Annotated in this window: 24 protein-coding genes; all 24 read left to right on the top strand. The window is 41.0% G+C overall.

Going from position 1 to position 25,802, the window contains the following annotated elements; genetic code table 11:
- The first annotated feature begins 13 nt into the window (after positions 1 to 13).
- Complete coding sequence (locus LF822_RS03875) at positions 14 to 4,306, top strand: PolC-type DNA polymerase III (RefSeq protein ID WP_253923452.1); 4,293 nt, start codon at positions 14 to 16, stop codon at positions 4,304 to 4,306.
- 229 nt (positions 4,307 to 4,535) lie between these two features.
- Positions 4,536 to 5,009, top strand: coding sequence for a ribosome maturation factor RimP (gene rimP / locus LF822_RS03870; RefSeq protein ID WP_253922639.1), 474 nt, complete (start codon positions 4,536 to 4,538; stop codon positions 5,007 to 5,009).
- Between the two features lie 13 nt (positions 5,010 to 5,022).
- The gene (gene nusA, locus LF822_RS03865; protein WP_253922638.1) at positions 5,023 to 6,123 is read left to right on the top strand and encodes a transcription termination factor NusA; all 1,101 of its coding nucleotides are present in this window, start codon (positions 5,023 to 5,025) and stop codon (positions 6,121 to 6,123) included.
- Between the two features lie 12 nt (positions 6,124 to 6,135).
- Entirely contained in the window at positions 6,136 to 6,408 is a 273-nt protein-coding gene (rnpM, locus tag LF822_RS03860; protein ID WP_253922637.1) for an RNase P modulator RnpM, read from the top strand.
- The gene (locus tag LF822_RS03855) at positions 6,408 to 6,719 is read left to right on the top strand and encodes a YlxQ family RNA-binding protein (protein WP_253922636.1); all 312 of its coding nucleotides are present in this window, start codon (positions 6,408 to 6,410) and stop codon (positions 6,717 to 6,719) included. Before rnpM ends, LF822_RS03855 begins: the two co-directional genes overlap by 1 nt.
- Positions 6,720 to 6,723: 4 nt before the next feature.
- A complete protein-coding gene (infB, locus tag LF822_RS03850) occupies positions 6,724 to 8,799 on the top strand; it encodes a translation initiation factor IF-2 (RefSeq protein ID WP_253922635.1) in 2,076 nt (691 codons plus the stop codon).
- Positions 8,796 to 9,074: a DUF503 domain-containing protein gene (locus LF822_RS03845; RefSeq protein WP_253922634.1), complete on the top strand. Its 279-nt coding sequence runs from the start codon at positions 8,796 to 8,798 to the stop codon at positions 9,072 to 9,074. The genes infB and LF822_RS03845 overlap by 4 nt, the downstream gene beginning before the upstream one ends.
- A 26-nt stretch (positions 9,075 to 9,100) precedes the next feature.
- Positions 9,101 to 9,451 (top strand): 30S ribosome-binding factor RbfA, encoded by a 351-nt coding sequence (gene rbfA / locus LF822_RS03840; protein ID WP_253922633.1) that lies wholly within the window; start codon positions 9,101 to 9,103, stop codon positions 9,449 to 9,451.
- A gap of 93 nt (positions 9,452 to 9,544) precedes the next feature.
- Positions 9,545 to 10,441 (top strand): tRNA pseudouridine(55) synthase TruB, encoded by an 897-nt coding sequence (gene truB / locus LF822_RS03835; protein WP_253922632.1) that lies wholly within the window; start codon positions 9,545 to 9,547, stop codon positions 10,439 to 10,441.
- 20 nt (positions 10,442 to 10,461) lie between these two features.
- Positions 10,462 to 11,388, top strand: coding sequence for a bifunctional riboflavin kinase/FAD synthetase (locus LF822_RS03830; protein ID WP_253922631.1), 927 nt, complete (start codon positions 10,462 to 10,464; stop codon positions 11,386 to 11,388).
- A 165-nt stretch (positions 11,389 to 11,553) separates the two neighbouring features.
- Complete coding sequence (gene rpsO, locus LF822_RS03825; protein ID WP_253922630.1) at positions 11,554 to 11,823, top strand: 30S ribosomal protein S15; 270 nt, start codon at positions 11,554 to 11,556, stop codon at positions 11,821 to 11,823.
- 117 nt (positions 11,824 to 11,940) lie between these two features.
- Complete coding sequence (pnp, locus tag LF822_RS03820) at positions 11,941 to 14,058, top strand: polyribonucleotide nucleotidyltransferase (RefSeq protein WP_253922629.1); 2,118 nt, start codon at positions 11,941 to 11,943, stop codon at positions 14,056 to 14,058.
- Positions 14,059 to 14,167: 109 nt separating this feature from the next.
- Positions 14,168 to 15,076 (top strand): polysaccharide deacetylase family protein, encoded by a 909-nt coding sequence (locus tag LF822_RS03815; RefSeq protein WP_253922628.1) that lies wholly within the window; start codon positions 14,168 to 14,170, stop codon positions 15,074 to 15,076.
- Between the two features lie 15 nt (positions 15,077 to 15,091).
- Positions 15,092 to 15,313, top strand: coding sequence for a YlmC/YmxH family sporulation protein (locus LF822_RS03810; RefSeq protein WP_253922627.1), 222 nt, complete (start codon positions 15,092 to 15,094; stop codon positions 15,311 to 15,313).
- Positions 15,314 to 15,445: 132 nt separating this feature from the next.
- On the top strand, positions 15,446 to 16,339 hold the full coding sequence (gene dpaA, locus LF822_RS03805) for a dipicolinic acid synthetase subunit A (RefSeq protein ID WP_253922626.1): 894 nt from the start codon (positions 15,446 to 15,448) through the stop codon (positions 16,337 to 16,339).
- Positions 16,339 to 16,935, top strand: coding sequence for a dipicolinate synthase subunit B (locus LF822_RS03800; RefSeq protein WP_253922625.1), 597 nt, complete (start codon positions 16,339 to 16,341; stop codon positions 16,933 to 16,935). Before dpaA ends, LF822_RS03800 begins: the two co-directional genes overlap by 1 nt.
- Before the next feature lie 102 nt (positions 16,936 to 17,037).
- Positions 17,038 to 18,084 carry an aspartate-semialdehyde dehydrogenase gene (gene asd, locus LF822_RS03795; protein ID WP_253922624.1) on the top strand — a complete coding sequence of 349 codons (1,047 nt, stop codon included), beginning with the start codon at positions 17,038 to 17,040 and terminating at the stop codon, positions 18,082 to 18,084.
- Between the two features lie 23 nt (positions 18,085 to 18,107).
- Complete coding sequence (gene dapG / locus LF822_RS03790) at positions 18,108 to 19,328, top strand: aspartate kinase (protein ID WP_253922623.1); 1,221 nt, start codon at positions 18,108 to 18,110, stop codon at positions 19,326 to 19,328.
- Positions 19,329 to 19,343: 15 nt separating this feature from the next.
- Complete coding sequence (dapA, locus tag LF822_RS03785) at positions 19,344 to 20,225, top strand: 4-hydroxy-tetrahydrodipicolinate synthase (RefSeq protein ID WP_371925819.1); 882 nt, start codon at positions 19,344 to 19,346, stop codon at positions 20,223 to 20,225.
- A 75-nt stretch (positions 20,226 to 20,300) separates the two neighbouring features.
- Complete coding sequence (locus tag LF822_RS03780) at positions 20,301 to 21,035, top strand: ClpP family protease (RefSeq protein ID WP_253922622.1); 735 nt, start codon at positions 20,301 to 20,303, stop codon at positions 21,033 to 21,035.
- Complete coding sequence (locus LF822_RS03775) at positions 21,032 to 21,241, top strand: YlzJ-like family protein (RefSeq protein WP_253922621.1); 210 nt, start codon at positions 21,032 to 21,034, stop codon at positions 21,239 to 21,241. Before LF822_RS03780 ends, LF822_RS03775 begins: the two co-directional genes overlap by 4 nt.
- Positions 21,242 to 21,345: 104 nt before the next feature.
- Positions 21,346 to 23,622: an FtsK/SpoIIIE family DNA translocase gene (locus LF822_RS03770; RefSeq protein ID WP_253922620.1), complete on the top strand. Its 2,277-nt coding sequence runs from the start codon at positions 21,346 to 21,348 to the stop codon at positions 23,620 to 23,622.
- Positions 23,623 to 23,823: 201 nt separating this feature from the next.
- A complete protein-coding gene (locus LF822_RS03765; protein ID WP_253922619.1) occupies positions 23,824 to 24,549 on the top strand; it encodes a GntR family transcriptional regulator in 726 nt (241 codons plus the stop codon).
- A 104-nt stretch (positions 24,550 to 24,653) separates the two neighbouring features.
- Positions 24,654 to 25,769, top strand: coding sequence for a BMP family lipoprotein (locus LF822_RS03760; protein ID WP_253922618.1), 1,116 nt, complete (start codon positions 24,654 to 24,656; stop codon positions 25,767 to 25,769).
- Positions 25,770 to 25,802 lie beyond the last annotated feature (33 nt).

The following is a 25,802-nucleotide window of genomic DNA, read 5'->3' as shown; positions in this document are numbered from 1 at the left end:
GGAAGGAATTACATTGGATGTGAGCAATCAAGACAAAATGCATTATTTGTTGGAACAAATCCAATTTCCTCAAGAATTAATTCAGCCCCACTTCGAAAACAGCAGGTTGTTAAAGCTGACGGTTTATAAAACAGAAAAGAAATGGCATTTTTTATTTCAATTGGATAAACCTCTGCCGCCTTCAGTCTATCAGCTTTTTACGAGTAAATTATTAAACACTTTTCAATCTCTGGCTGCGATAGACTGGACGATTGAATCTAATGATCAAACGTTGAGTACAGATGACCTTTGTGAATACTGGAAGCATTTCATTCAATCATTAAGTGGTTTAACACCAGGGTATAAGGACTTACTTATTGAACAAACACCCGAAGTTAACGGAAATAAGATTATGTTAACCTGTAGGAACTTAGCAGAAAGTCATGCGGTAAAGAAAAAGCTGGAACTGCCACTGCAAAGTTTCTGTGTTCAGTCAGGACTTCCTTCATTGCTTCTCAACACACGAGTTAAGGAAGAACACGAAGAGCTTAAAAAGTTTCAAGAACAGCGGCAGCAAGAGGATAAACTGATTGTTCAAAAAGCGGTAAAAGACCAGGAAGAACGTGCTAAAGAAAGGGAAGACCACAAACCAAAAGGGCCTCTTGAAATTGGTTACAAAATTCAGGAGGATGCTGAGCCAATGGAAACCCTGCTTGAAGAAGAAAGAAGAAAGACGGTTCAAGGGTATGTATTTGATGTTGATATTAAAGAACTCCGTTCGGGACGTCACTTGTTACTTCTTAAAGCTACGGATTACACTGATTCATTCTCTATTAAGATGTTCTCGCGGGGGGATGATCATCCTGAGCTCTTTAAGCAGGTGCAAAAGGGGATGTGGATTAAAGCCCGCGGCAGCATTCAAACAGATAATTTCACCAGTGAATTAACGATGATGGCAAATGATATTAACGAAATAACCCCTACACTGAGAAACGATGAAGCTCAAGAGGGTCAAAAACGGATTGAGCTTCACGCCCATACTACGATGAGTCAGATGGATGCTCCTGTCTCTGCCTCACGTCTAGTAGCCCAAGCAGGAAAGTGGGGACATGAAGCGATAGCGATTACTGATCACGCGGTGGCACAGGCGTATCCAGAAGCACACTCTGCCGGGGAAAAACATGGTGTGAAAATTATTTACGGCATGGAAGCTAACCTGGTAGACGATGGAGTGCCAATCGCATATGAGGAACAGGATCGAGATTTAGAGAATGATGTCTATGTCGTGTTTGACGTTGAAACTACAGGTCTTTCAGCTGTGTACGATAAAATTATCGAATTAGCAGCTGTCAAGGTGAAAGACGGGGAAATTATTGACCGTTTTGAATCCTTTGCGAATCCTCACCAGACCTTATCTCAGACGACGATAGATCTGACGGGAATAACAGATGATCATGTGAAAGACGCACCGGAAATTGAAGATGTCCTAATAGATTTTCATAAATGGATGGGTAATGATATTTTAGTAGCGCATAATGCCAGCTTTGACATGGGATTTTTAAATACAGGGTTTCAGAGAATAGACCTGGGTAAGGCGGTAAATCCGGTAATTGATACGCTGGAGCTTGCCCGCTTTTTAGTGCCTGAGTTGAAGAATCACCGATTAAACACACTATGTAAGAAGTTTGATATAGAGCTTACTCAGCACCACCGTGCAATTTATGATGCCGAAGCTACCGGCTATTTGTTGTGGAAGCTTCTTAAGAAAGCTTTCGAGCGTGGAATAAGGAATCATAGGAACTTGAATGATTATATGGGTGAAGGTAAAGCATATCAACGTTCAAGACCTTCCCATGTTACGCTGTTAGCTGCTAATACAACTGGGTTGAAGAATATTTACAGACTGGTTTCAGAGTCTCACGTTAATTATTTTTATAGAGTTCCCCGTATCCCCCGTTCGCGGCTGTCAAAACTGAGGGAAGGTATCCTGGTCGGTTCTGGATGTGATAAGGGTGAAGTTTTTGAAGCTGCCATGCAGAAATCTGAAGAAGAAGCAGAAAAAACAGCTTCCTATTATGATTTTATAGAAGTACAGCCACCGGGCAATTACTATCATTTATTAGAGAAGGACCTGGTACAAAACCAAGCCCAAATCTATGACATCTTAAAAAAAGTAGTGAAAATAGGAGAACGTTTAAATAAAACAGTAACAGCGACTGGCAATGTACATTATTTAGAGCCTCATGATAAACAGTACCGTCAAATATTAATTTCTTCTCAAAACGGGAATCCATTGAATCGTCAAACCCTTCCAGATGTACATTTTAAAACGACGAATGAAATGATTGAGGAGTTCTCATTTTTAGGTAATAATAAGGCGGAAGAAATCGTAGTAACTAACACTCACCTTATTAATGACCGTATTGATGTAATTACGCCCGTAAAAGATGATCTCTACACCCCTAATATTGAAGGAGCAGATCAAGAGATTAGAGAAATGTCCTATAATAAGGCAAAAAGCTTATATGGAGATGAACTGCCTGAACTCGTAGAAAAACGTTTGGAGAAGGAGCTGGCCAGTATTATCGGTCATGGCTTCGCTGTCATTTATTTGATTTCGCAGAAACTTGTAACAAAATCTTTAGAAGATGGTTACCTCGTAGGTTCACGCGGGTCGGTAGGTTCATCGTTTGTTGCGACGATGACCGATATTACTGAAGTGAACCCTCTTCCGCCTCATTACGTATGCCCGTCATGCTGTCATCACGAATTTTTCACAGATGGCTCGGTCGGGAGTGGGTTTGACTTACCGGAAAAGGATTGTCCTCAATGTGGTACGGCGTATAAGAAAGATGGACAAGATATTCCGTTTGAAACGTTTCTGGGGTTCAAGGGAGATAAAGTCCCTGATATTGATTTAAACTTCTCAGGAGAATACCAGCCTAAGGCCCATAACTATACTAAAGTATTGTTTGGAGAAGAGAACGTTTATCGTGCAGGAACGATTGGCACAATTGCTGAGAAAACGGCGTATGGTTATGTAAAAGGCTATGCAGGAGATCATCAGCTTCAATATAAAAATGCAGAGGTCGACCGTCTCGTTCAAGGTTGCACTGGAGTAAAAAGAACGACAGGGCAGCACCCTGGAGGCATCATTGTCGTGCCGGACGATATGGATATATTTGACTTTTCGCCAATTCAATACCCGGCTGATGATACAAAATCGGAATGGAAAACGACTCATTTTGATTTCCATTCTATTCATGATAACCTGCTGAAGCTTGATATTCTCGGGCACGATGATCCGACGGTGATAAGAATGCTACAGGATCTCAGCGGCATCGACCAAAAAGAGATCCCTGTGGATGACCCCGAAGTAATGAAAATCTTCAGCGGACCGGAAGCGCTTGGAGTAACGGCTGATCAAATTATGTGTAAAACGGGAACACTAGGTGTTCCTGAATTCGGAACGCGTTTCGTCCGTCAAATGCTTGAAGATACAAAGCCTAAAACTTTTGCAGAGCTGGTCATCATATCCGGACTTTCCCACGGGACAGATGTGTGGCTTGGAAATGCAGAGCAGTTAATAAATGATGGCATCTGCACCCTGCCTGAAGTTATTGGTTGTCGTGATGATATAATGGTTTATCTCATGCACAAAGGACTGGATCCTTCTCTTGCTTTTAAGATTATGGAGTTTGTAAGAAAAGGAAGAGGCCTGCAGGATGAATGGATCGAAGAAATGAAAAAACATGGTGTACCCGACTGGTACATCGATTCCTGTAAGAAGATCAAATATATGTTCCCTAAAGCTCACGCCGCAGCTTACGTTTTGATGGCTGTGCGGATTGCTTATTTTAAAGTCCATTATCCTATATATTTCTATGCCGCTTACTTCACTGTGCGGGCTGGTGACTTTGAGCTTGAAACAATGATTAAAGGTTCAGAAGCTATCAGTAAACGCCTTGAAGAAATTCAGGCTAAGGGTTTAGATGCAACACCGAAAGAAAAAAACTTAATGACCGTGCTTGAGATCTCGTTGGAAATGTGTGAGAGGGGATACGGCTTTAAACCTGTTGATCTTTATCACTCAAGTGCAACCGACTTCTTAGTTGACGGTAATAATTTAGTGCCGCCATTTAATGCCGTAGACGGTTTAGGAACAAATGCAGCGATTAATATAGTAAATGCAAGGAAAGAAGGAGAATTTCTTTCAAAACAGGACCTTCGTGAACGGAGCCGCATTTCTAAGACAGTTCTTGAATATTTGGACACCCAGGGGTGCTTAGAAGGCATGCCTGAAGAGAACCAGCTTTCTCTATTTTAGGTTGTATTGCATTATAACGGAAACTGTGGTATATTTTTTATGGTGACAAGAGCGATAAGAACGGCCGGAAGAGTGGGGAAACCCACTCTTTCGTATATTTTAAGCGCATGTTCGTAAAGTTTTTCTCGTAAGCCGCTATGATTATTCATAGCGGTTTCGTTTCGACTCTATTTAGTTCGTAATGTCATTACCAAACCAGAAATGAAATCAGCTCAAGGAGGGATTCCAGTTGAGTCAAGACATTACAGCCGTAACACAACAATTAGTTAAACCTATTTTAGAACAATTAAATCTTGAATTAGTTGATGTAGAGTACAAAAAAGAGGGTAAGAATTGGTTTTTGCGCGTCTTTATCGATAAGACCGGAGGCGTGGATATTGAAGAATGTGGACAAGTATCGGAGCAGCTTAGTGAAAAGCTCGACGAAACGGATCCTATTGAGGGCGCGTATTTTCTTGAGGTTTCCTCTCCTGGAGCTGAAAGACCTCTTAAAACACAGGATGATTTCATAAAGTACTCAGGAGAGCACATCTATGTGAAGTTATACGAACCAATGGACGGGGAGAAAGAATTTGAAGGAACTCTATTGAGTTTCGAGGATGAGATCGCTACGATTGAGATTCGTATTAAAGCCCGTAAAAAACAATTACAAGTACCATTCAACAAAATTGCCAAAGCTAATTTGGCTGTAACATTTAATTAAGGGGGATTAACTCTTGAGTAGTGAGCTATTTGATGCCATGAATTATTTAGAAAAGGAAAAAGGCATTGACAAAGATTTACTGTTGGAAGCGTTAGAAGCAGCTCTTATTTCTGCTTATAAAAAGAATTTCAACTCTGCGACAAATGTTCGTGTAGATATTAATGAAGAGGAAGGCAGCATGAAAGTGTTTGCCAGAAAAGTCATCGTGGAAGAAGTCATGGATCCTCAGCAGGAAATTTCTCTGGAAGAAGCCAAAGAAAAAAATCCGAACTATGAAGAAGAGGATGTTATTGAAGTAGAAGTAACTCCTATGGACTTCGGCAGAATTGCGGCCCAAGCTGCTAAACAGGTTGTTACCCAGCGTGTCCGTGAAGCAGAGCGCGGCATCATCTATGGGGAGTACGTAGATCGTGAAGAGGATGTTATGACAGGAATCATTCAACGTAAAGATCCTCGCTTTGTCTACGTTAACCTGGGTAAAATCGAAGCGAGACTTCCTGAAGGTGAACAAATGCCTACAGAAGTATATGAAGTTCACGACCGGCTTAAAGTTTTCGTAACTAAAGTCGAGAATAGTAATAAAGGTCCTCACATTTATGTATCCCGTACTCACCCTGGTCTTCTGAAAAGATTATTTGAAATGGAAGTACCGGAAATTTACGATGGAACAGTTGAAGTTCGTTCAGTTGCACGTGAAGCCGGTGACCGCTCAAAAATCTCAGTACATGCTGAAGATCCGGAAGTGGATCCAGTGGGTTCATGCGTCGGACAGCGGGGGCAGCGTGTACAAGCCATTGTTAATGAGCTGAAAGGTGAAAAAATTGACATTGTCCAATGGTCAGAAAATCCAGTTGAATATGTTTCAAATGCTTTAAGCCCTTCTAAAGTAGTTGAAGTTATTGTGAATGAGGAAGAAAAAGCTACAACTGTAGTTGTACCTGATTACCAGCTTTCTTTAGCCATAGGTAAGAGAGGTCAGAATGCGCGTCTTGCTGCTAAGCTGACTGGCTGGAAAATTGACATTAAAAGTGAAAGCGAAGCCGAGGAAGAAGGCATTTTAACAAAAAGCACAGCTGATTATGAAGAAGAAACAGAAGATTCAAAGGAAGATTAAGGAGGGGGAGCGATGGCCCGTTCCAAGAAACAACCTTTACGTAAATGTGTAATTACACAGGAAATGAAGCCGAAGAAAGAGTTAATCCGTGTTGTCCGAAACAAAGAAGGCGAAGTGTTCGTTGATCAATCAGGCAAACAAAACGGACGAGGGGCTTATGTTTCAAAAAGCCTTGAAGTCATAGATCAGGCTGAGCAAAAACAAGCATTAAGCCGTCATTTAAACACTAAAGTGGATGCTTCTGTTTACGAAGATTTAAGAAAAGCTGTAGAAGGTAACTCCTAATGGGCAGCTACCTGAATTTATTAGGGCTTGCTCTTCGTGCCGGCAGATTGACATTAGGTGAAGAACAAATCGTTAAAGAAATACAAAACAAGCGGGCAAAGCTTGTGCTAATTGCTAATGATACAGGTAAACAAACAAAAAAGAAGCTGACCGATAAGTGCAGCTTTTATCATATACCCTGCTATGTGGTGGATGATCGTGAAACTCTTTCACAAGCCATAGGAAAGTCAGGGAGAGTCGCGGTCGCAGTTCTGGATCAAGGATTTGCGAAAAAGTTGCAATCGCTGCTCGATGAATCTATCCGGGGGTGAACGTATGAGTAAAATGCGCGTATATGAATATGCCAAAAAGAATGAACTATCTAGTAAACAGGTAATTGATAAATTAAAAGAAATGAATGTGGAAGTTTCCAACCATATGTCTACAGTTGAAAATGACGTTAAAGGGAAATTAGACCAGGCTTTTGGAAAGAACCAATCCCAGTCAAAGCCTGCTAATGATAAAAAAACTTCCAATAAGCAAAATAACCAGCAGCCTAAAGGGAAAAATAATTCCAAAGGCAATAAACCTAATAAGAAAAATCAGCGTCCTCAGAAAAATCAAGGACCAAAAAATGACAAGCCAAAACAAAAACAGACACCAGAGAAAATTACTTACACAGGATCTTTAACGGTAAGTGAACTGGGTAATAAACTTAATAAAGATTCTACAGAAATAATTAAAAACTTAATGATGCTTGGAGTTATGGCTACGAAAAACCAGGATTTGGATGCAGATTCGATTGAACTAATCTGTGCAGAATATAACGTAGAAGTTGAGGAAGAAGTACTCATAGACGAAACCGACATTGAAAACCTTGATGTGGAAGATGCTCCTGAGGATCTACGGGAGCGTCCGGCAGTTGTTACGATTATGGGTCACGTTGACCACGGTAAAACAACGCTTCTCGATTCAATCCGTCATACGAAAGTAACAGAGGGAGAAGCTGGAGGTATCACTCAGCACATCGGAGCGTATCAAGTTGAAGAAAATGACAAGAAAATCACTTTTCTAGATACACCCGGGCACGCAGCCTTTACCAGCATGCGTTCACGCGGCGCTCAAGTAACAGATATTGCGATCCTTGTTGTTGCAGCTGACGATGGAGTTATGCCGCAGACACGGGAAGCCATTAACCATGCGAAAGCAGCTGAAGTTCCAATTATCGTAGCGGTTAATAAAATGGATAAAGAGGGAGCAAATCCTGATCGTATCATGCAGGAATTGATGGAGTATGAATTAATTTCCGAAGACTTTGGCGGAGAAACGATTTTCGTGAAAATGTCTGCAGTTAAAGGTGAAGGAATTGATGAATTACTTGAGATGATTGTATTAGTATCCGAGATGGAAGAATTTAAAGCTAACCCTGACCGTCCAGCCTTTGGTACAGTTATTGAAGCTGAACTTGATAAAGGAAGGGGGCCTGTTGCTACTTTGCTGGTACAGAATGGTACGCTAAATGTAGGAGATGCCATTGTAGTTGGTAACACTTTCGGCCGCGTCCGTGCGATGGTTAATGATCTGGGACGCCGTGTTAAAACAGCAGCTCCATCTACGCCTGTTGAGATTACAGGGCTGAATAATGTTCCCCAGGCGGGTGACCGATTCCTCGTGTTTGAGGACGAGAAAAAAGCTCGTTCAATTGGAGAAACACGTGCTCAAAAACAGCTTGAAGCGGATCGTAGTTCCACAGCGAGAGTCAGCCTGGATGATTTATTCAGTCAAATTAAAGAAGGCGAAATTAAGGATATTAATCTTATCCTAAAAGGTGATGTTCAAGGGTCGGTTGAAGCGTTAGCCGGTTCTCTTGAAAAGATTGAAGTAGAAGGTGTCAAAGTAAAGATTATCCACACTGGTGTGGGAGCAATTACCGAATCTGATATTTCATTAGCTTCTGCTTCAAATGCGATTGTCATTGGTTTTAATGTTCGTCCAGACGGGAATGCTAGGAAAGCAGCAGAATCTGAAAACGTTGAAATCCGACTGCACAATATCATTTATAAAGTTATGGAAGAAATAGAAGCAGCTATGAAAGGGATGCTTGATCCTGAATATGAAGAGAAAATCATCGGTCAGGTTGAAGTACGGGAAATCTTTAAAGTATCCAAAATTGGCACAATCGCCGGTTCTTATGTAACAGATGGCAAAATCACACGTAACTCAGGAATCCGAGTGATTCGAGATGGTGTAGTCATTTATGAAGGTGAAGTTGACGCATTAAAACGTTATAAGGACGATACGAAAGAAGTAATGCAGGGGTACGAATGCGGAATCACAGTGAAAAACTTTAATGATTTAAAAATCGGCGACATTATCGAACCATACGTTATGGAGGAGATTGAACGCACATGATTTTAAGTGCTGAGGTAGAGTGTATTCTCTATGATGCACAATCATTAAAACAGAAACGCTCTGTTCTAAAAAGAATTCAAACGAGACTAAGCAACGAGTATAACGTAGCTGTAAGTGAATTAGATTTCCAGGACTTGTGGCAGCGTACTTGTATAGGCATTGTGACCATTTCGAGCAGCAAGGTTGTGGCGGAACAAACAATGCAGCAGGCTTTGGCTTTAATTGATTCTTTTCCAGAAATTGAACGAACAGAAACGTTAACTGAATGGTTGTAATGTTGTGGTTGAAGAGGTGAAGAGATATGAACGATTTACGTGCAAACCGAGTCGGTGAGCAGATGAAGAAAGAATTAACTGACATCATTAGTAAGAAAATTAAAGACCCGAGAGTAGGCTTCGTAACAGTTACTGAAGTTAAAGTAACCGGAGACCTGCAGCAGGCCAAAGTTTTCATTTCTGTATTGGGAGATGAGAAGCAGAGGCATGATACACTTGTAGGTCTTGCAAAAGCAAAAGGTTTTATTCGTTCAGAAATTGGTCAAAGGATTCGTCTTAGGAAAACACCTGAGATTACATTTGAATTCGATGACGCAATTGAACGAGGAAATCGAATAGAAACCATTCTAAAGGATCTAAATGATACTGAGAATTAATGTTTTCAGTATAGCTTTCTGCTAGATAAGGAATCCGTGCTGTTCTAGCACGGATTTTTTAATGGATGATCTTATAGAGAGGATGGAAGCAGTATGGATGGAATTCTTCCTTTATGGAAAGAAAAAGGCTTTACTTCTCATGATTGTGTAAGTAAAGCACGAGGTATGCTGAGAACGAAAAAAATAGGTCACACGGGAACATTAGATCCTGATGTGGAAGGCGTTCTCCCACTATGTATAGGTAAGGCAACAAAGATTGTACCTTTTTTGACGGATACAGAGAAAGTTTATGAAGCGGAAGTTACGGTTGGCAGATCAACAGAAACTGAAGATGCTTCAGGAGCTATTATCGAAAAAGAGGTGGTTAATAAGTGTCCATCTATATTGGAAATCAAAGACATTTTACAAAGGTTTAAAGGTGAAGTCACACAAATTCCCCCGATGTATTCTGCTGTTAAAGTAAAAGGGAAACGCTTATATCAATATGCCAGGGACGGGGAGGAAGTTGAGAGACCCGTAAGAAGAGTTCATATTAAAGAAATTGGTTTAAATGAAGATTCTGTTACATTTACTAATGAGGAATTACTGTTCAAATTGAACGTAACGTGTTCTAAAGGGACTTACATACGCACACTGTGTGTGGATATCGGAAAAGCTTTAGGCTTTCCTGCGCATATGTCATCGCTTATCCGTTTGGAAACTGGTGGTATTGACAGAGAGAAGTGCTTCACTTTTGAGCAAGTTCAGGAGCTGGTGGATAAAGGCAGTGCCATGGATGCCATTCTACCCATAAGTGTAGGCTTGACTCATTTAAATGATTTCCCTATTAATAATGATGAAAGGTTTGTGTTTGAGCATGGTCAAGTTCTGCCAAAGCCGCCAAATGTGACAAATGATCCATTTGTTGTAAAATGTAAAGGTGAGGTCATAGCAATTTATCAGCAGCACCCTTCTAAACCTGATAAAATAAAACCTATACGAGTATTTTGATCTAAAGCAGGTGAGAATTAGTGAAAACCATTTATTTGAGAGAAAAAGAATCGCTGCCCCCACACTTGTCACCCAGCGCTTTAGCGGTTGGTTTTTTTGATGGTGTTCATAAAGGACACCAGCAAGTAATATTAACCGCTCAGAGAAAAGCGAGTGAACTCGGTGTTCAAAGTGCAGTAATGACATTTGATCCACATCCTTCCGTCGTGTTAAATCGAAGTGTTGAAAAAGCGAAATATATAACTCCACTAAAAGAAAAAGAGCAGATTATTGAAAATTTGGGTATTGATACATTATTTGTGGTCCATTTTGACAGGCAGCTCGCATCATTACCTCCGGAGGATTTTGTTGAAAGCTATTTTATTTCTTTAAATGTCAGGCACGTTGCGGCGGGCTTTGATTTTACCTTTGGTTTTAAAGGAAAAGGAACCATGCACTTACTGCCGGAATATGCACAAGGACGGTTTACAACCAGTACGATTGAACAAGTATCCGATGAAGGTGAAAAAATAAGCTCTACTCGAATACGCAGACTGCTGGATGAAGGCAACGTCTCTGCAGCCGGTCAATTGCTGAGCCGCCCATTAACCATTACAGGAGAAGTTGTGACGGGGGACAGGCGCGGGCATACGATTGGGTACCCGACTGCTAATATAAGCTTAAATCACGAGTATTATCTGCCGAAAAATGGTGTTTACGCTGTTACGGTAAATGTAGGAAACGAATTGTATAAAGGAATGGCTAATCTCGGCTATAAACCTACTTTTAATGGAAATAAAAGAACTCTGGAAATTCATATTTTTGATTTTCACCGCGATATTTATGGCAATGTGGTAAGGGTTCACTTCCGCCAATTTATACGAAGTGAAAATAAATTTAATGGAGTAGATGAGCTTGTCCGTCAGCTGAATGATGATGAGTTAAAAACACGCAGACTGTTAAAATAATAAGGCGTCTGTAAGTTGTCAGGTAATTGGGACATCATACTTTTTACTTGCATTTTACCTTTAAAAAATGTACCCTTTAATATGGAACCTTCGCTTGGCGGTACGTAACTCCGACGACCGCTCGGGGAAAGGGAATTCTAAATCTTAATAGGAGGTGTAGCTATAATGGCTATCACACAAGAACGTAAGCAAGAACTAATCAATGAGTATAAGACTCATGAAAATGACACAGGATCTGCAGAAGTACAGATCGCTGTTCTGACTGAACAAATCACGAACTTGAATGAGCATCTGCGTGCACATAAGCAGGACCACCATTCTCGTCGCGGCTTGCTTAAAATGGTAGGTAGACGCCGTAACTTACTCAACTACCTGCGTAATAAAGACATTACACGTTACCGTGAGTTAATTAAGAGCCTTGGTCTGCGTCGCTAATGCATGAGAGAAAAGCGGGAGTAAATCCCGCTTTTTCTGTATGTTTACATAAAATAAGTGTAAACTGTGTGATATAATCTATTATTTTTTTGGTGATTGAGAGGAGTTAAATACTTTATGGCAGAAGAAAATCAAGTGTTTTCTATTGATGTAGCAGGCCGCACATTTTCTATAGAAGTAGGTGAGCTGGCCAAGCAGGCCAGCGGTGCCGCTATGATTAAATATGGTGATACCTCCGTGCTATCTGCAGCAACCGGGTCTAGAGAGCCTAAAGATTTGCCGTTCTTTCCATTAACGGTTAACTATGAGGAGAGATTGTATGCGGTAGGTAAAATACCTGGTGGTTTTATTAAAAGAGAGGGTCGTCCGAGCGACAAAGCTGTTCTGGCTTCACGTTTAATCGACCGCCCCATCCGCCCGCTGTTCCCGGATGGATTTAGAAATGACGTTCAAGTTATCAGCACTGTAATGAGTGTAGACCAGGATTGTTCTACAGAAATGGCAGCAATGCTTGGTTCCTCTATTGCTCTTGGCATATCAGATATTCCTTTTGGAGGACCGATTGCCGGTGTTGTGGTAGGGCGGATTAATGGAGAATTTATTATTAACCCTACAGTAAAACAGCAGGAAGAAAGCGACATTGATTTAACTGTAGCCGGTACTAAAGATGCAATAAATATGGTAGAAGCTGGCGCGCTGGAAGTTTCCGAAGAGGATATGCTTGAAGCGATCATGCTTGGACACGAAGAAATTAAACGTCTCGTAGCGTTCCAGGAAGAAATTATCGCTGCGGTCGGTAAAGAAAAAATGGAAGTACAGCTGTTCGATCTTGCCCAGGAATTAAAAGACAAGGTTGAAGACGAGGCTAGAGAGCCCCTGGTTACTGCAATCAAGACTGAAGAGAAAAAAGCTCGTGAAGAAGCAATAGATGATGCAAAGAAAGCTATTGTAGAAGCCTACGAAGAGTTAGAAGCTGATGAAGAGACAATTAAACAGGTGAAATCGATACTTGATAATATTGTAAAAGAAGAAGTGCGCCGTCTGATTACGAAAGATAAGATCCGCCCTGATGGACGGGGTGTTGATGAGATTCGTAAGCTTTCTTCCAGAGTAGGTATTCTTCCAAGAACTCATGGTTCAGGATTGTTTACACGCGGGCAGACTCAAGCCTTAAGTATTTGTACTTTAGGTGCGCTTGGGGATGTACAGATTTTAGATGGACTTGACTTGGAAGAATCGAAGCGTTTTATGCACCATTATAATTTTCCACATTATTCAGTGGGAGAGACGGGCCCTATCCGTGGACCAGGACGCAGGGAAATCGGCCATGGTGCTTTAGGGGAGAGGGCATTAGAAGTGGTTATTCCTTCTGAAAAAGAATTCCCATATACCATTCGCCTTGTTTCAGAAGTATTAGAATCAAACGGTTCCACTTCTCAGGCGAGTATTTGTGCAAGCACGCTGGCTATGATGGATGCCGGTGTTCCTTTAAAGGCCCCTGTAGCAGGGATTGCTATGGGACTGGTTAAATCAGGAGAAGATTATACAATCCTAACTGATATTCAAGGTATGGAAGATTTCCTTGGAGATATGGACTTTAAAGTAGCCGGGACTGAAAAAGGGATCACAGCACTTCAAATGGATATCAAAATCGAAGGTCTTTCCCGTCAAATATTAGAAGAAGCTCTTGAGCAGGCTAAAAAAGGACGCATGGAGATCTTAAGCTCCATGATGGCTACGCTGCCTGAATCCAGAAGTGAACTATCTCAGTATGCACCTAAGATTATGACGATGAAGATTAATCCGGATAAAATCCGCGATGTCATTGGACCAAGCGGGAAACAAATTAATCAAATTATTGATGATACAGGGGTAAAAATAGATATTGAGCAGGATGGTACGGTGTTTGTTTCTTCTACTGATGCATCTATGAATAAAGTGGCAATGAAAATTATAGAAGACATCGTCCGTGAAGTAGAAGCTGGAGAAGTATATGAAGGCAAGGTTAAACGTGTGGAGAAGTTCGGTGCTTTTGTTGAACTATTCAAAGGTAAAGAAGGTCTTGTTCATATTTCGGAACTCGCAGAAGAACGTATTGGTAAAGTAGAAGACGTTGTTTCTGTAGGAGACTCTATTAAGGTAAAAGTAAAAGAAATTGATAAGCAGGGCAGAATTAACTTATCAAGAAAAGCCATTCTTATTGATGAAAAGAAAGCTCAGGAAACGAGTGAGTAATAAAAACGGAGACTGGTCAGCCAGTTTCTTTTTTTATGCTTACAGAACCCTCCTTTTAGTATAAGGTTGTCCTTTTACGCATAGATATGAAGTGAAGGGGGAGTTTTCGGTGGGAAGAATCATTCAAATACTTGCTGCTGTAGTTCTCGTTATAATATTTTTCGTTATTACGGCTGACCCCGATTCTCAACCTGTCTCAAAACATCCCTCCTTACAAGATAAAATTTTAGAAAAAGAAAAAGATTATTATCAGGCTCCGGAGAATGCTTATATTGATAAAGTCTGGAAAAAAACCCCGGGATTATATGGGAAGAAGGTAAATGTAGAAAAATCATTTCAAAACATGAAGAAAGAAGGGGAATTTGATGAAAAGAAACTTGTTTTTGACGAAATTCCGCCTTCCACTTCTTTAAAGGATCTTTCTCCTGCTCCTATATATAAAGGGCACGGTAAGAAAAAGGCGGTTAGTTTTCTTATTAACGTATCATGGGGAGAAGAATATATACCGGATATTCTTCAAACCCTTAATAAATTTAATATCAAAGCGAATTTTTTTATTGACGGTGCTTTTGCCCAGAAACATAAGCAGCTTGTATCAATGATTGCTGAAGATGATCATATAATAGGAAGTCATGGCTATAACCATCCTGACTTTTCACATCTGAACTCTTCAACTTCCGAAGAAAACCTTACAAAAACAAATGAAATTCTTCAAGCTATAACAGACGATGAAATTGAATATTTTGCTCCCCCTTCCGGCAGTTTTTCAGACGTAACGGTACAAACAGCGGACAAACTGGGAATGGAAACGGTTCTTTGGTCGGTGGATACCATTGACTGGAAGAATCCTACTGAAGAAGTTTTAACCCACCGTGTGACATCTAAGCTGCATAATGGCGCCACCATACTCATGCATCCGACAGAAGTCACTTCGAACAGTTTAGATGAGTTGATTACTCAAATCGATAAAGATTACAAGATTGTTCATTTTTCACAACTAATCAGTGAAAAGCGATAAAAGGAGCGTGCAGGCATGCGGTTGAAACAGCTTTCTTCTAAAGAAGTTATTGATATAAAGGAGGGGAAAAAATTAGGTGTGTTAGGGCAGGCAGATTTAACCATAAATCCTGAAAGCGGGGAAATATTATCGCTCATCATTTTAAATAAGGGGCTTTTTCATTCCCGGGGCGAAATCGTAATCGATTGGAACCATGTGGAGATTATAGGAGAAGATACAATTTTAATTAACAGCTAGCTGTGACCGTGTGTCACAGCTTTTTTTGTGCTCTCATAGACTGCTTAAAGTGAGGGATTTGAACACACTTACGCAAGTAAATCTGCATACGATACAAGGAGATGAAACCTAATAAAAAGGAGACTTTCCGGCATGTTAACAGGATTCCACGTTGCGGTTATAGGCGGAGATGCCCGCCAGATTGAAATCATACGAAGATTACATGAATGGGATGCTCAAGTGTACTTAGCCGGGTTTGATCAATTAAATGGCAGCTTCACTGAATGCATTGATTTGGATTTTGATGGTTTCCATGTAAACTCTCTTGATGCAATCATACTCCCTATTTCAGGTACAGATGAAAATGGCTGTGTAGACGGTATTTTTACAAACCGTACATTATGCCTGCAGACAGAATGGCTGAAAAAAACACCATCACATTGTCAAATCTACTCAGGAATTGCGAATGAGACACTGAAAAAAATTGTTCATGATGCGGATCGAAGGCTGATCCCTCTCATGAACAGAGATGATGTGGCTATTTATAACTCCATTCCGACGGTTGAAGGTACCATCATGATGGCCATTCAACACACAGATTTTACTATTCACGGCTCAAAGGTTGTAATCTTTGGTTTGGGTAGAGTGGGTATGAGTCTGGCACGGGCATTTGATCAGCTTGGTGCTAAAGTAACAGTCGGCGTTCGTTCACACTCTGGTGCTGCAAGAGTTCATGAAATGGGGCTTGATTTCATTGATATGGGGAAGATCAGTTCGTATGATATGAACTATGATTATCTCATAAATACGGTACCGTCCCCTGTAGTAAACGCATCAATTATAAAAAAACTTCCATCCCACGCACTTATACTAGACCTCGCATCAAAGCCTGGAGGATCTGATTTCCGCTACGCAGAAAAAAGAGGCATCAAAGCTATTTTATTACCTGGTTTACCAGGTCTGGTTGCTCCAAAAACAGCTGGTCGTATAGTTGCTAATGTTATTTGTAAGGAATTACAAGAGCTTGATCGAAAGGCGGAGGAATAATGGCTAGTTTAAAAGGTAAGACCATTGGATTTGGATTAACAGGATCTCACTGTACGTATCACGAAGTTTTTCCTATTTTGAAGCAGTTAAAAGATTTAGGTGCAGAAATTGTACCGGTTTTATCCTATACCGTTCAAAAAACAGATACAAGGTTCGGTGATGCAGCCGATCATATAAAAACGATAGAGAGCATAACGGGAGAACCAATCATTATGACAATACCCGATGCAGAACCTCTAGGACCTAAAAGACCTCTAGACTGTATGGTGATTGCCCCGATGACAGGGAACTCTACCAGTAAATTTGCAAATGCTTTAACTGACTCCCCGGTGTTAATGGCAGCAAAAGCAACACTTCGAAACGAGAATCCAGTAGTGCTTGCGATCTCTACAAATGATGCGTTAGGATTAAACGGAGTAAATATCATGAAATTAATGGCTGCCAAAAATATCTATTTTGTTCCATTTGGGCAGGACCACCCATTTAAAAAACCGAACTCTCTCGTAGCTGATATGACGCTGATTCCTGAAACGATTGAAGATGCGCTGGACGGAAAGCAGAAACAGCCCGTATTAATTGAACGATACCAGGCGTAAATCTATATTTTCATAACAGTTTTTTGAGCAAGTATGATAGAATAACAAATAGTGACTCTTAACGACAGTTGAACTATTAATTACGTGAAAGGGGATATCATTATGACACAATCTAACCAATATAACATAGCTGTAGTAGGTGCAACAGGAGCGGTCGGTCAAAAGATGCTCGACACACTTGCAGATCGTAGTTTCCCAATCAATGAACTGAAGTTATTATCTTCCAGCCGTTCAGCGGGAACCAAAGTACCATTTAGAGGAAGCGAATATACAGTAGAAGAAGCCACTCCGGAAAGTTTTGACAATATTGATATTGCTCTTTTCTCAGCAGGCGGATCTGTATCAAAAAAACTTGCTCCTGAAGCTGTAAAACGGGGAGCGCTGGTTATAGATAACACTAGTGCTTACCGCATGGATGAAACTGTTCCATTAGTTGTGCCTGAAGTTAATGAAGAAGACATTAAAGGTCATAACGGTATAATTGCTAATCCGAACTGTTCTACAATCCAAATGGTAGCTGCCCTTGAGCCGATTAAGCAACATTTAGGCCTTAACCGGGTTATTGTCTCTACGTATCAGGCAGTATCAGGTGCTGGGAATGAAGCAGCAGATGAATTAAGGGATCAATCACAGGCTTTTCTTAATGGAGAGGAACTGGAAGCAAACATTTTACCAGTAGGAGGAGACAAGAAACACTTCCCAATTGCTTTTAATGCACTTCCGCAAATTGACGTTTTCCAGGAGAACGGCTACACCTTTGAAGAAATGAAAATGATTAATGAAACAAAGAAAATTATGCATGCGCCATCTCTTCCTGTAGCGGCTACATGTGTACGTTTACCGTTCTTTACTTCCCATGCGGAAAGCGTCTATGTAGAGGTCGGTCAGGAAGGGGTTACGGTTGATCAAGTTAAATCTTTACTTGCGGAAGCTGAAGGAATTGTATTGGAAGATGATCCTTCCAATCAATCTTATCCTACCCCATTAAGCGCTGCAGGTAAGCGTGACGTATTTGTCGGTCGGATTCGCAAGGATCTCGATCAGGAAAACGGGTTCCACCTTTGGGTAGTCTCTGATAATTTACTTAAAGGAGCTGCTTGGAATTCTGTGCAGATCGCTGAACGTGTAATTGCTAATCAGTGGTTGTAAACAAGAATAATTGAGGTGTGAACATGAAATTATTAGTCCAAAAATTTGGAGGTACTTCCGTTCGTGACGAAGAAGGTCGCTCACGCGCAATTACTCATATTAAAAAAGCTTTGAGTGAAGGCTATAAAGTAGTTGTCACAGTATCAGCCATGGGTCGTGAAGGTGACCCATATGCTACAGATTCATTGCTTGGTCTCGTTGATTTTCCATTATCTAAAATTTCAGCAAGAGAACAAGATATGATCATGTCTTGCGGGGAAACGATATCTTCAGTTGTTTTTACCCATGAATTGCTGGAATCAGGAGTCACTGCTGCCAGTTTGACAGGTGCGGGAGCTGGATTTTTAACAAACGATGATTTTACAAAAGCAAAAATTCTACGTATGGACACGACTCGAATATTAACTGAACTGGAAACGCATGATGTAGTTGTTGTAGCCGGATTTCAGGGTAAAACAGAATCCGGTGATACAACGACCATCGGGCGTGGAGGCAGCGATACTAGTGCTGCTGCTCTTGGAGCTGCCCTGAAAGCTGAGTATATAGATATTTTCACCGATGTTGAAGGAATTATGACAGCGGACCCACGTATCGTAGAGTCGGCTAGAGCGCTGCATGCGGTAACTTACAATGAAATTTGTAACCTGGCTTATCAGGGTGCAAAAGTTATTCACCCGCGGGCAGTGGAAATCGCCATGCATGCCAAAGTGCCTATGCGTGTAAGGTCAACATATTCAGGTCAGCCCGGTACTCTTGTTGCTGCTTCAAGAGAAGGAGAAGCGGGCAACGATCTGCCGGACCGCCTTGTGACTGGTATTGCTCATATGGCCGGTATTGCCCAGATTAAAGTTCAATCAAAAGAAGATCCTTCCAAGTTACAATCCGAAGTATTTAAATCAATGGCAGAAGCGAATATTTCTGTAGATTTTATTAATATTTCGCCAAGTGGAGTAAGCTATACAATAGATAGTAAATACACAACTCAGGCAGTGTCGATTTTACAGAATGTTGGTTATGAGCCAGAGGTGCGTGAAGGCTGTGCAAAAGTATCCACTGTGGGTGCAGGAATTACAGGGGTACCGGGAGTCACAGCAAAAATTGTGCAGACTTTAATCGAGAAAGGTGTGCAGATTCTTCAATCCGCAGACTCTCATACGACAATTTGGGTGCTGGTAAAAGATGAAGATCTCATACAAGCAGTAAATGCCCTACACGAAATATTTGAATTGAATGTAGATAGATGAAAGGGGAAATAGGGCGTGGATTTTGGTAAAGTGTTAACTGCTATGGTTACCCCTTTTGATAACCACGGCAATTTAGACTTAAATAAAACCACTGCATTAGTGGAATATTTGATCGATCATGGGACAGACGGGTTGGTTGTAGCAGGAACAACGGGTGAGTCTCCAACATTAACAATTGAAGAAAAGGTGGCTCTTTGGGATCATGTCGTCCAAACGGTAAATGGCCGTGTTCCAGTTATAGCGGGAACGGGCAGTAATGATACTCACGGTTCCATTTTGTTATCTGAGAAAGCAGCAGCAGTGGGAGTGGATGCTGTTATGCTTGTAACCCCTTATTATAATAAACCAAACCAACGGGGGCTGTATGAGCACTTCAAAACAATTGCTGAATCCATAACCATACCTGTTATGCTTTATAATATCCCCGGCAGATCTGCTGTGCGTATTAACGTGGATACCATTCTTGAATTGTCTAAGGTTCCAAACATTGTTTCAGTAAAGGAAGCCACAGGGGACTTAGACAGTATGGCGAGAATCATAGAAAATACCCCTGATGATTTCACACTTTACAGTGGAGATGACAATTTAACATTACCTATATATGCTATCGGAGGAAATGGGATAATTTCAGTTTCTTCACACGTTGTGGGCTTAGAAATGCAGGAAATGCTGAAACTGTATGATGAAGGCAAAGGGAAAGAAGCAGCCGCGCTTCATCGTAAACTGCTTCCTATATTAAAAGGGATGTTTATGGCACCTTCACCATCTCCAGTGAAAACAGCTCTGCAAATCAAAGGACTTGATACAGGCGGAGTACGCTTGCCGCTTGTTCCGGTAACTGCTGAGGAACGTGAAGTGATTCAGCAGCTCATGACAGGATTGAAACAGCAAAGTTAACGCTTTGCTGTTTTTTTGTATGTTTCAACAGTTCTGATTCATACTAAGACAAAGTATGAAAGGAGCACGAACCTAATGAGTGAACATCAGAATAACGAACAGACTGATAAAGATAAAGATGAATCAAAAGACCAATCGGAATTAGTTGATAAAATTCAACAGCTTGGTCAGTCCAACGTAGCAAATGCTGGGGATTCTAATATTCATGTCCTTCCTATTATCGGGCAGGTGGAAGGTCATGTTCAGCTGCCTGCTCAAAATAAGACAACGAAATACGAACATCTCATTCCTCAGCTGATCGCAATCGAACAAAATCCTAAGATTGAAGGACTTGTGGTTTTATTAAATACAGTTGGCGGCGACGTAGAAGCAGGGTTAGCCATTTCTGAGATGATTGCATCCATATCAAAACCTTCTGTATCCATCGTTCTCGGAGGGGGTCATTCCATTGGAGTTCCTATTGCAGTAGCTGCTGATTATTCGTTTATTGCAGAAACAGCAACAATGACCATCCACCCTATTCGTCTTAACGGATTAGTCATAGGTGTTCCCCAGACATTTGAATACATGGATAAAATGCAGGACCGTGTGATTAACTTTGTTACAAGGCACTCCAATGTAGAAGAAGAAAAATTTAAGGAGTTAATGTTTGAAAAAGGGAACCTTTCCCGTGACATCGGTACAAACGTCGTCGGTCAGAAAGCAGTTGACGTAGGTTTAATTGATGCTGTCGGCGGTGTGAAAGAAGCAATGAACAAACTGAATGGATTTATTGAAGCGAACAAAGGCGAACAGAAGGTGGTTCAATGACGATTCTATATACCCCGCTTAGTGAGTATGATGTATTCCCTCAAAACGAGGCGGAAAATTCTATTGTTTATGAAACTTTTAACAATACACAGGTCAAATGCTTTGATCATGGCAATGGTAAAAAACAAATTATTCAATTATTATCTACTGATCCTCAGGATTATATGGACCCATCTTTACAACCAGGACAATGGCTGGGCTACTAACAATCCTAAGCCTGTGGTATAATCAGGGAGAGAGAAAAGGGATGTCGTAGCTGAATTCAGCACACGGCATCCTCTTCTTTTCAACATGATCGGAGGTGTCACCAGTGGCAAGAAAGAAAAAAACGAAATCAAGAAAAAAGAAATCTGCCTTAAAACAGCACGTGAAATTTGAGCTCGTTGGTGTATTTTTTATATTTATAGCTGTATTCGGCAGCGGTGCCTCCCTAATCAGCGAAGGGGCTATTCCCGGGGGATTAGAACGAATCTGGCAGGTATTACTGGGAGTATGGTATTTTACGGCCTCGATATTTTTCTTAATTACAGGTATTTATTTGATGATTAAAAGAAAATGGCCGCATTTTCTACATAAACGGCTCGTTGGAATATATATTATGCTGGCAGCTCTGCTGCTCTTTACCCACGTGCAGACACTGGCACCTGACTTAAATAATAATGGGGGAGTTTTTGAACTAACCTGGGACCGGCTAATTTTGATGATGAGAGGGGAGATGTCCTCGACCAGTATAGGTGGAGGAATGATTGGTGCCTTTTTACTGCTCATCACGTATTATTTATTTTCGGCGACAGGATCAGTTATATTTTCCATGTTTCTATTTATTATCGGTGCTATGTTTTTTACGGAACGCTCTATCGGCGAATTACTTGCCTACTTCACCGATAAAAGCAAAGAATCATACAGCCGTTTTAAAGAAAACAGACAAGTCAGGAAAGATAAAAAACAGAGCCAGGAAGAGCGTAGAGTGGAACCCTCCGCTTCAAATGATGTTCCTATTGTCGAACCTGAACAGGCTTCTGCTGTCGAAGAAGACTATGAACCTATCATTCAAGATTTCACTGAACAGGCCTATCAAAAAACTGAGGTTCCCGAGGATACAGGAGCAGCTAAGGGTGAAGCGGATTTAGATAAAACTATGAATACTGCTGAACTTGAAAACCCTGATTACAGACTTCCGGGTTATGAACTTCTGGACGAACCTACTTCCAGTCCACAAAGTCAAGGCAGGGCTCACATTCAAGCGACAGTTAAGAAATTAGAGCAGACGTTTCAAAGCTTTGGTGTTAAAGCTAAAGTTACAAAGGTACATGTAGGGCCTTCAGTAACTAAATATGAAGTGTATCCTGATGTAGGAGTAAAGGTTAGTAAAATTGTCAACTTAAATGATGATCTTGCGTTGGCGCTGGCTGCGAAAGATATTCGTATAGAAGCTCCGATACCAGGTAAGTCAGCCGTAGGCATTGAAGTCCCCAACCAGGAAGTTTCCATGGTGTCGCTCAGAGAAGTTCTGGAACAAGGGAAAGCGCACCCGGATGCTAAGCTCAGCTTTGCTCTCGGCCGCGATATTTCCGGGGAAGCAGTAATGGCTGAACTGAATAAAATGCCTCACCTTCTCGTCGCAGGGGCGACAGGCAGCGGTAAAAGTGTTTGTATTAACGGGATTATTACCAGTGTTCTTATGCGGGCCAAACCTCATGAAGTCAAAATGATGATGATTGACCCGAAGAAGGTAGAACTGAATGTTTATAATGGAATTCCACATTTGTTAGCGCCGGTTGTGACGGACCCGAAAAAAGCATCACGTGCTTTGATGAAGGTTGTTTCGGAGATGGAACGGCGCTACGATTTGTTTTCTGAGTCCGGTACTCGAAATATAGAGGGATATAACGAATATATTAAAAGGCATAATCGGGAAAATGAGGATGACCAGCCTTTTCTTCCTTACATTATCGTACTTGTAGATGAGTTAGCGGATCTAATGATGGTCGCCTCAAATGACGTAGAAGATGCGATAACACGTTTAGCCCAAATGGCCCGTGCCGCAGGGATTCATTTAATTATTGCTACTCAACGTCCTTCAGTAGATGTAATTACAGGTGTGATTAAAGCTAATATTCCATCCAGAATTGCTTTTAGTGTTTCTTCTCAAACAGATTCCAGAACGATCCTGGATACCGGTGGTGCAGAAAAACTGCTGGGAAGAGGGGATATGTTATTTACTCCTGTAGGATCGAATAAGCCGACACGTGTTCAAGGGGCTTTTCTTTCCGATGATGAGGTAGAACGGATCGTTAATTTCTGTGTCGAACAGCAAAAAGCCCAGTATCAGGAAGAAATGATACCAGATGAAGAATCTGAATCCTATACAGAGGTGGACGATGATTTGTATCCTGAAGCCGTGCAGATGGTTATTGAAATGCAGAGCGCAAGTGTTTCAATGATTCAAAGAAGATTTCGTGTGGGTTATACGCGAGCAGCCAGGTTAATAGATGCAATGGAGGATAATGGAGTAGTAGGTCCTTATGAAGGAAGTAAACCTCGTACTGTACTTGTAACTAATACAGTTGAAGAAAGCCAAAACTGATGCTTACATAGCATCAGTTTTTTTACAATATTTTAATAATTTTAATATTCTGATTTAATAAATATGTGTACTATTCGATAAAAATGTCCTAATTCTATTTATTTATTTAAAGAAAAGTGTTATATTATTCTCGAATATGATGTGTCGAACGTCAGATGTCAGATCTCTTACCTATAGGCAAATAGATTTGGAGTGAAAGTTATGTCGATCAGGCAGGATACACGTCACTTGTACTTACAAGTGATAGAGCAGATCAAAAGAGATATTGAAAATGGTGTGTATTTAGAAAAAGAAAAACTTCCATCAGAGTTCCAATTGTCTAAGTCTTTAGGAGTTTCAAGAGCCACTTTGAGAGAAGCTCTTAGAATTCTTGAGGAAGAAAATATCGTGACGAGAAGGCATGGGGTTGGAACGTTTGTTAATCCTAAGCCTGTCTTTACTTCAGGTATTGAAGAATTAGACACTGTAACCGGTATGATTTCAAAATCAGGAATGGTTCCCGGCTCACAGTATTTATCTGCGGAACTAATAGAACCCACCGAAGATGAACGTCAGCGATTCTCCCCTGTAGCAATACATATGTTAGCCAAAGTTGAGCGTGTGAGAACAGCTGATCAACAGCCCGTTGTCTACTGTAAAGATAGAATTCCAGAAGGACTTATTCCTATTGATCAAGTTAGAGAAGCAGATTCCCTTTTCGGGATTCTCGAACGTTTTACAGGAAAGACGATCAGCTATGCGGTTACAGATATTGAACCTATCGGCTATCACGAGAAGATTTCCCCTATTTTAAATTGCGAACCCGATCAAGCATTACTGCTGCTTAAACAAATGCATTATACAAAAGACGACGAACCTATTCTATTGTCCTCTAATTATTTTCGAGCGGACAAATTTAGTTTCCATGTTCTAAGAAGACGTGTGTAGTTTTACCTTGAATTTTAAGGAGGTGAGGATGTCTGCAGGGACGTTTAAAAAATTTTAGTTGTTTGAATTTTCGTAATACTTAACAAATTTAGGGGGTAATCGTTTTGAAAAGTCGTTTTCTGCTGATTTTGGCATTATTGCTTTCGATTGGTTTCGTACTTGCTGCTTGTGGTTCATCTGAGGAGGGTGAATCGAGCGGTGATGGCGGAGACTCTTCTGAGGAAGGCGGAGAAGAAGCTGCTGCTGATGATGACTTCTCAGTGGCTATGGTTACAGATGTTGGGGGCGTTGATGATAAATCTTTCAACCAATCCTCATGGGAAGGGCTGCAGGCGTTCGGTGATGAGAATGGTCTTGAAGAGGGAGAAGGATACGATTACGCTCAGTCTGACAGCGAAGGTGACTACACTACTAATTTAAGTCGTTTAGTACGCCAAGATTTTAACTTAATCTACGGAATTGGATACTTACTACAGCCTGCTCTTGAAGAAGTAGCAGAGCAAAACCCTGAAACCAACTTTGGTCTAGTTGACTCAGTAACAGAAGGGGACAATATTGTAAGCATTACATTTAAAGAGCATGAAGGATCTTTCCTGGCGGGTGTTGCTGCTGCTCTTAAAACTGAAACAGATAAGATCGGGTTTGTCGGCGGTGAAGATGGCGACTTGATTAGAAAATTTGAATCAGGTTATGTAGCTGGTGCGAAGTCAGTAAATCCAGATATTGAAATTGATAGACAATACGCTGAGAGCTTTGCCGCAGCCGATAAAGGAAAATTAATTGCATCTAATATGTATAACAATGACATCGATGTCATCTATCACGCTTCCGGTGCTACAGGGAATGGAGTGTTTGCTGAAGCAAAAGACAGAAAGCAAAACAATCCTGACGAGGATCTCTGGGTGATCGGGGTTGACCGTGACCAACATGAGGAAGGGGAAATTGACGGAAATAATATTACGTTAACTTCTATGGTGAAACGAGTCGACGTAGCTGTCAACGAAGTAGCTTCTTTAACGATGGAAGGTGACTTCCCTGGAGGAGAAGTTATGGAGTATGGTCTTGATGATGATGCAATTAGTATCGCTAAGACAAATGAAGACGCCATGACGGAAGATATAGTTTCTGAAGTGGAAGAGTGGAAAGAGAAAATCTCAAATGGTGAGGTTGAAGTTCCTAGTACAGATGAAGAATTAGAAGAATTTGAAAGCTCACTATAGTGGACCATGGATGTATGGGGCTAAGGAAATTAG

Source organism: Halobacillus sp. A5 (genome assembly GCF_024189315.1).
Taxonomy (GTDB): domain Bacteria; phylum Bacillota; class Bacilli; order Bacillales; family Halobacillaceae; genus Halobacillus_A.
Note: the sequence above shows the minus strand (reverse complement) of the source record. Positions and strands in the feature narration are given on the sequence as shown.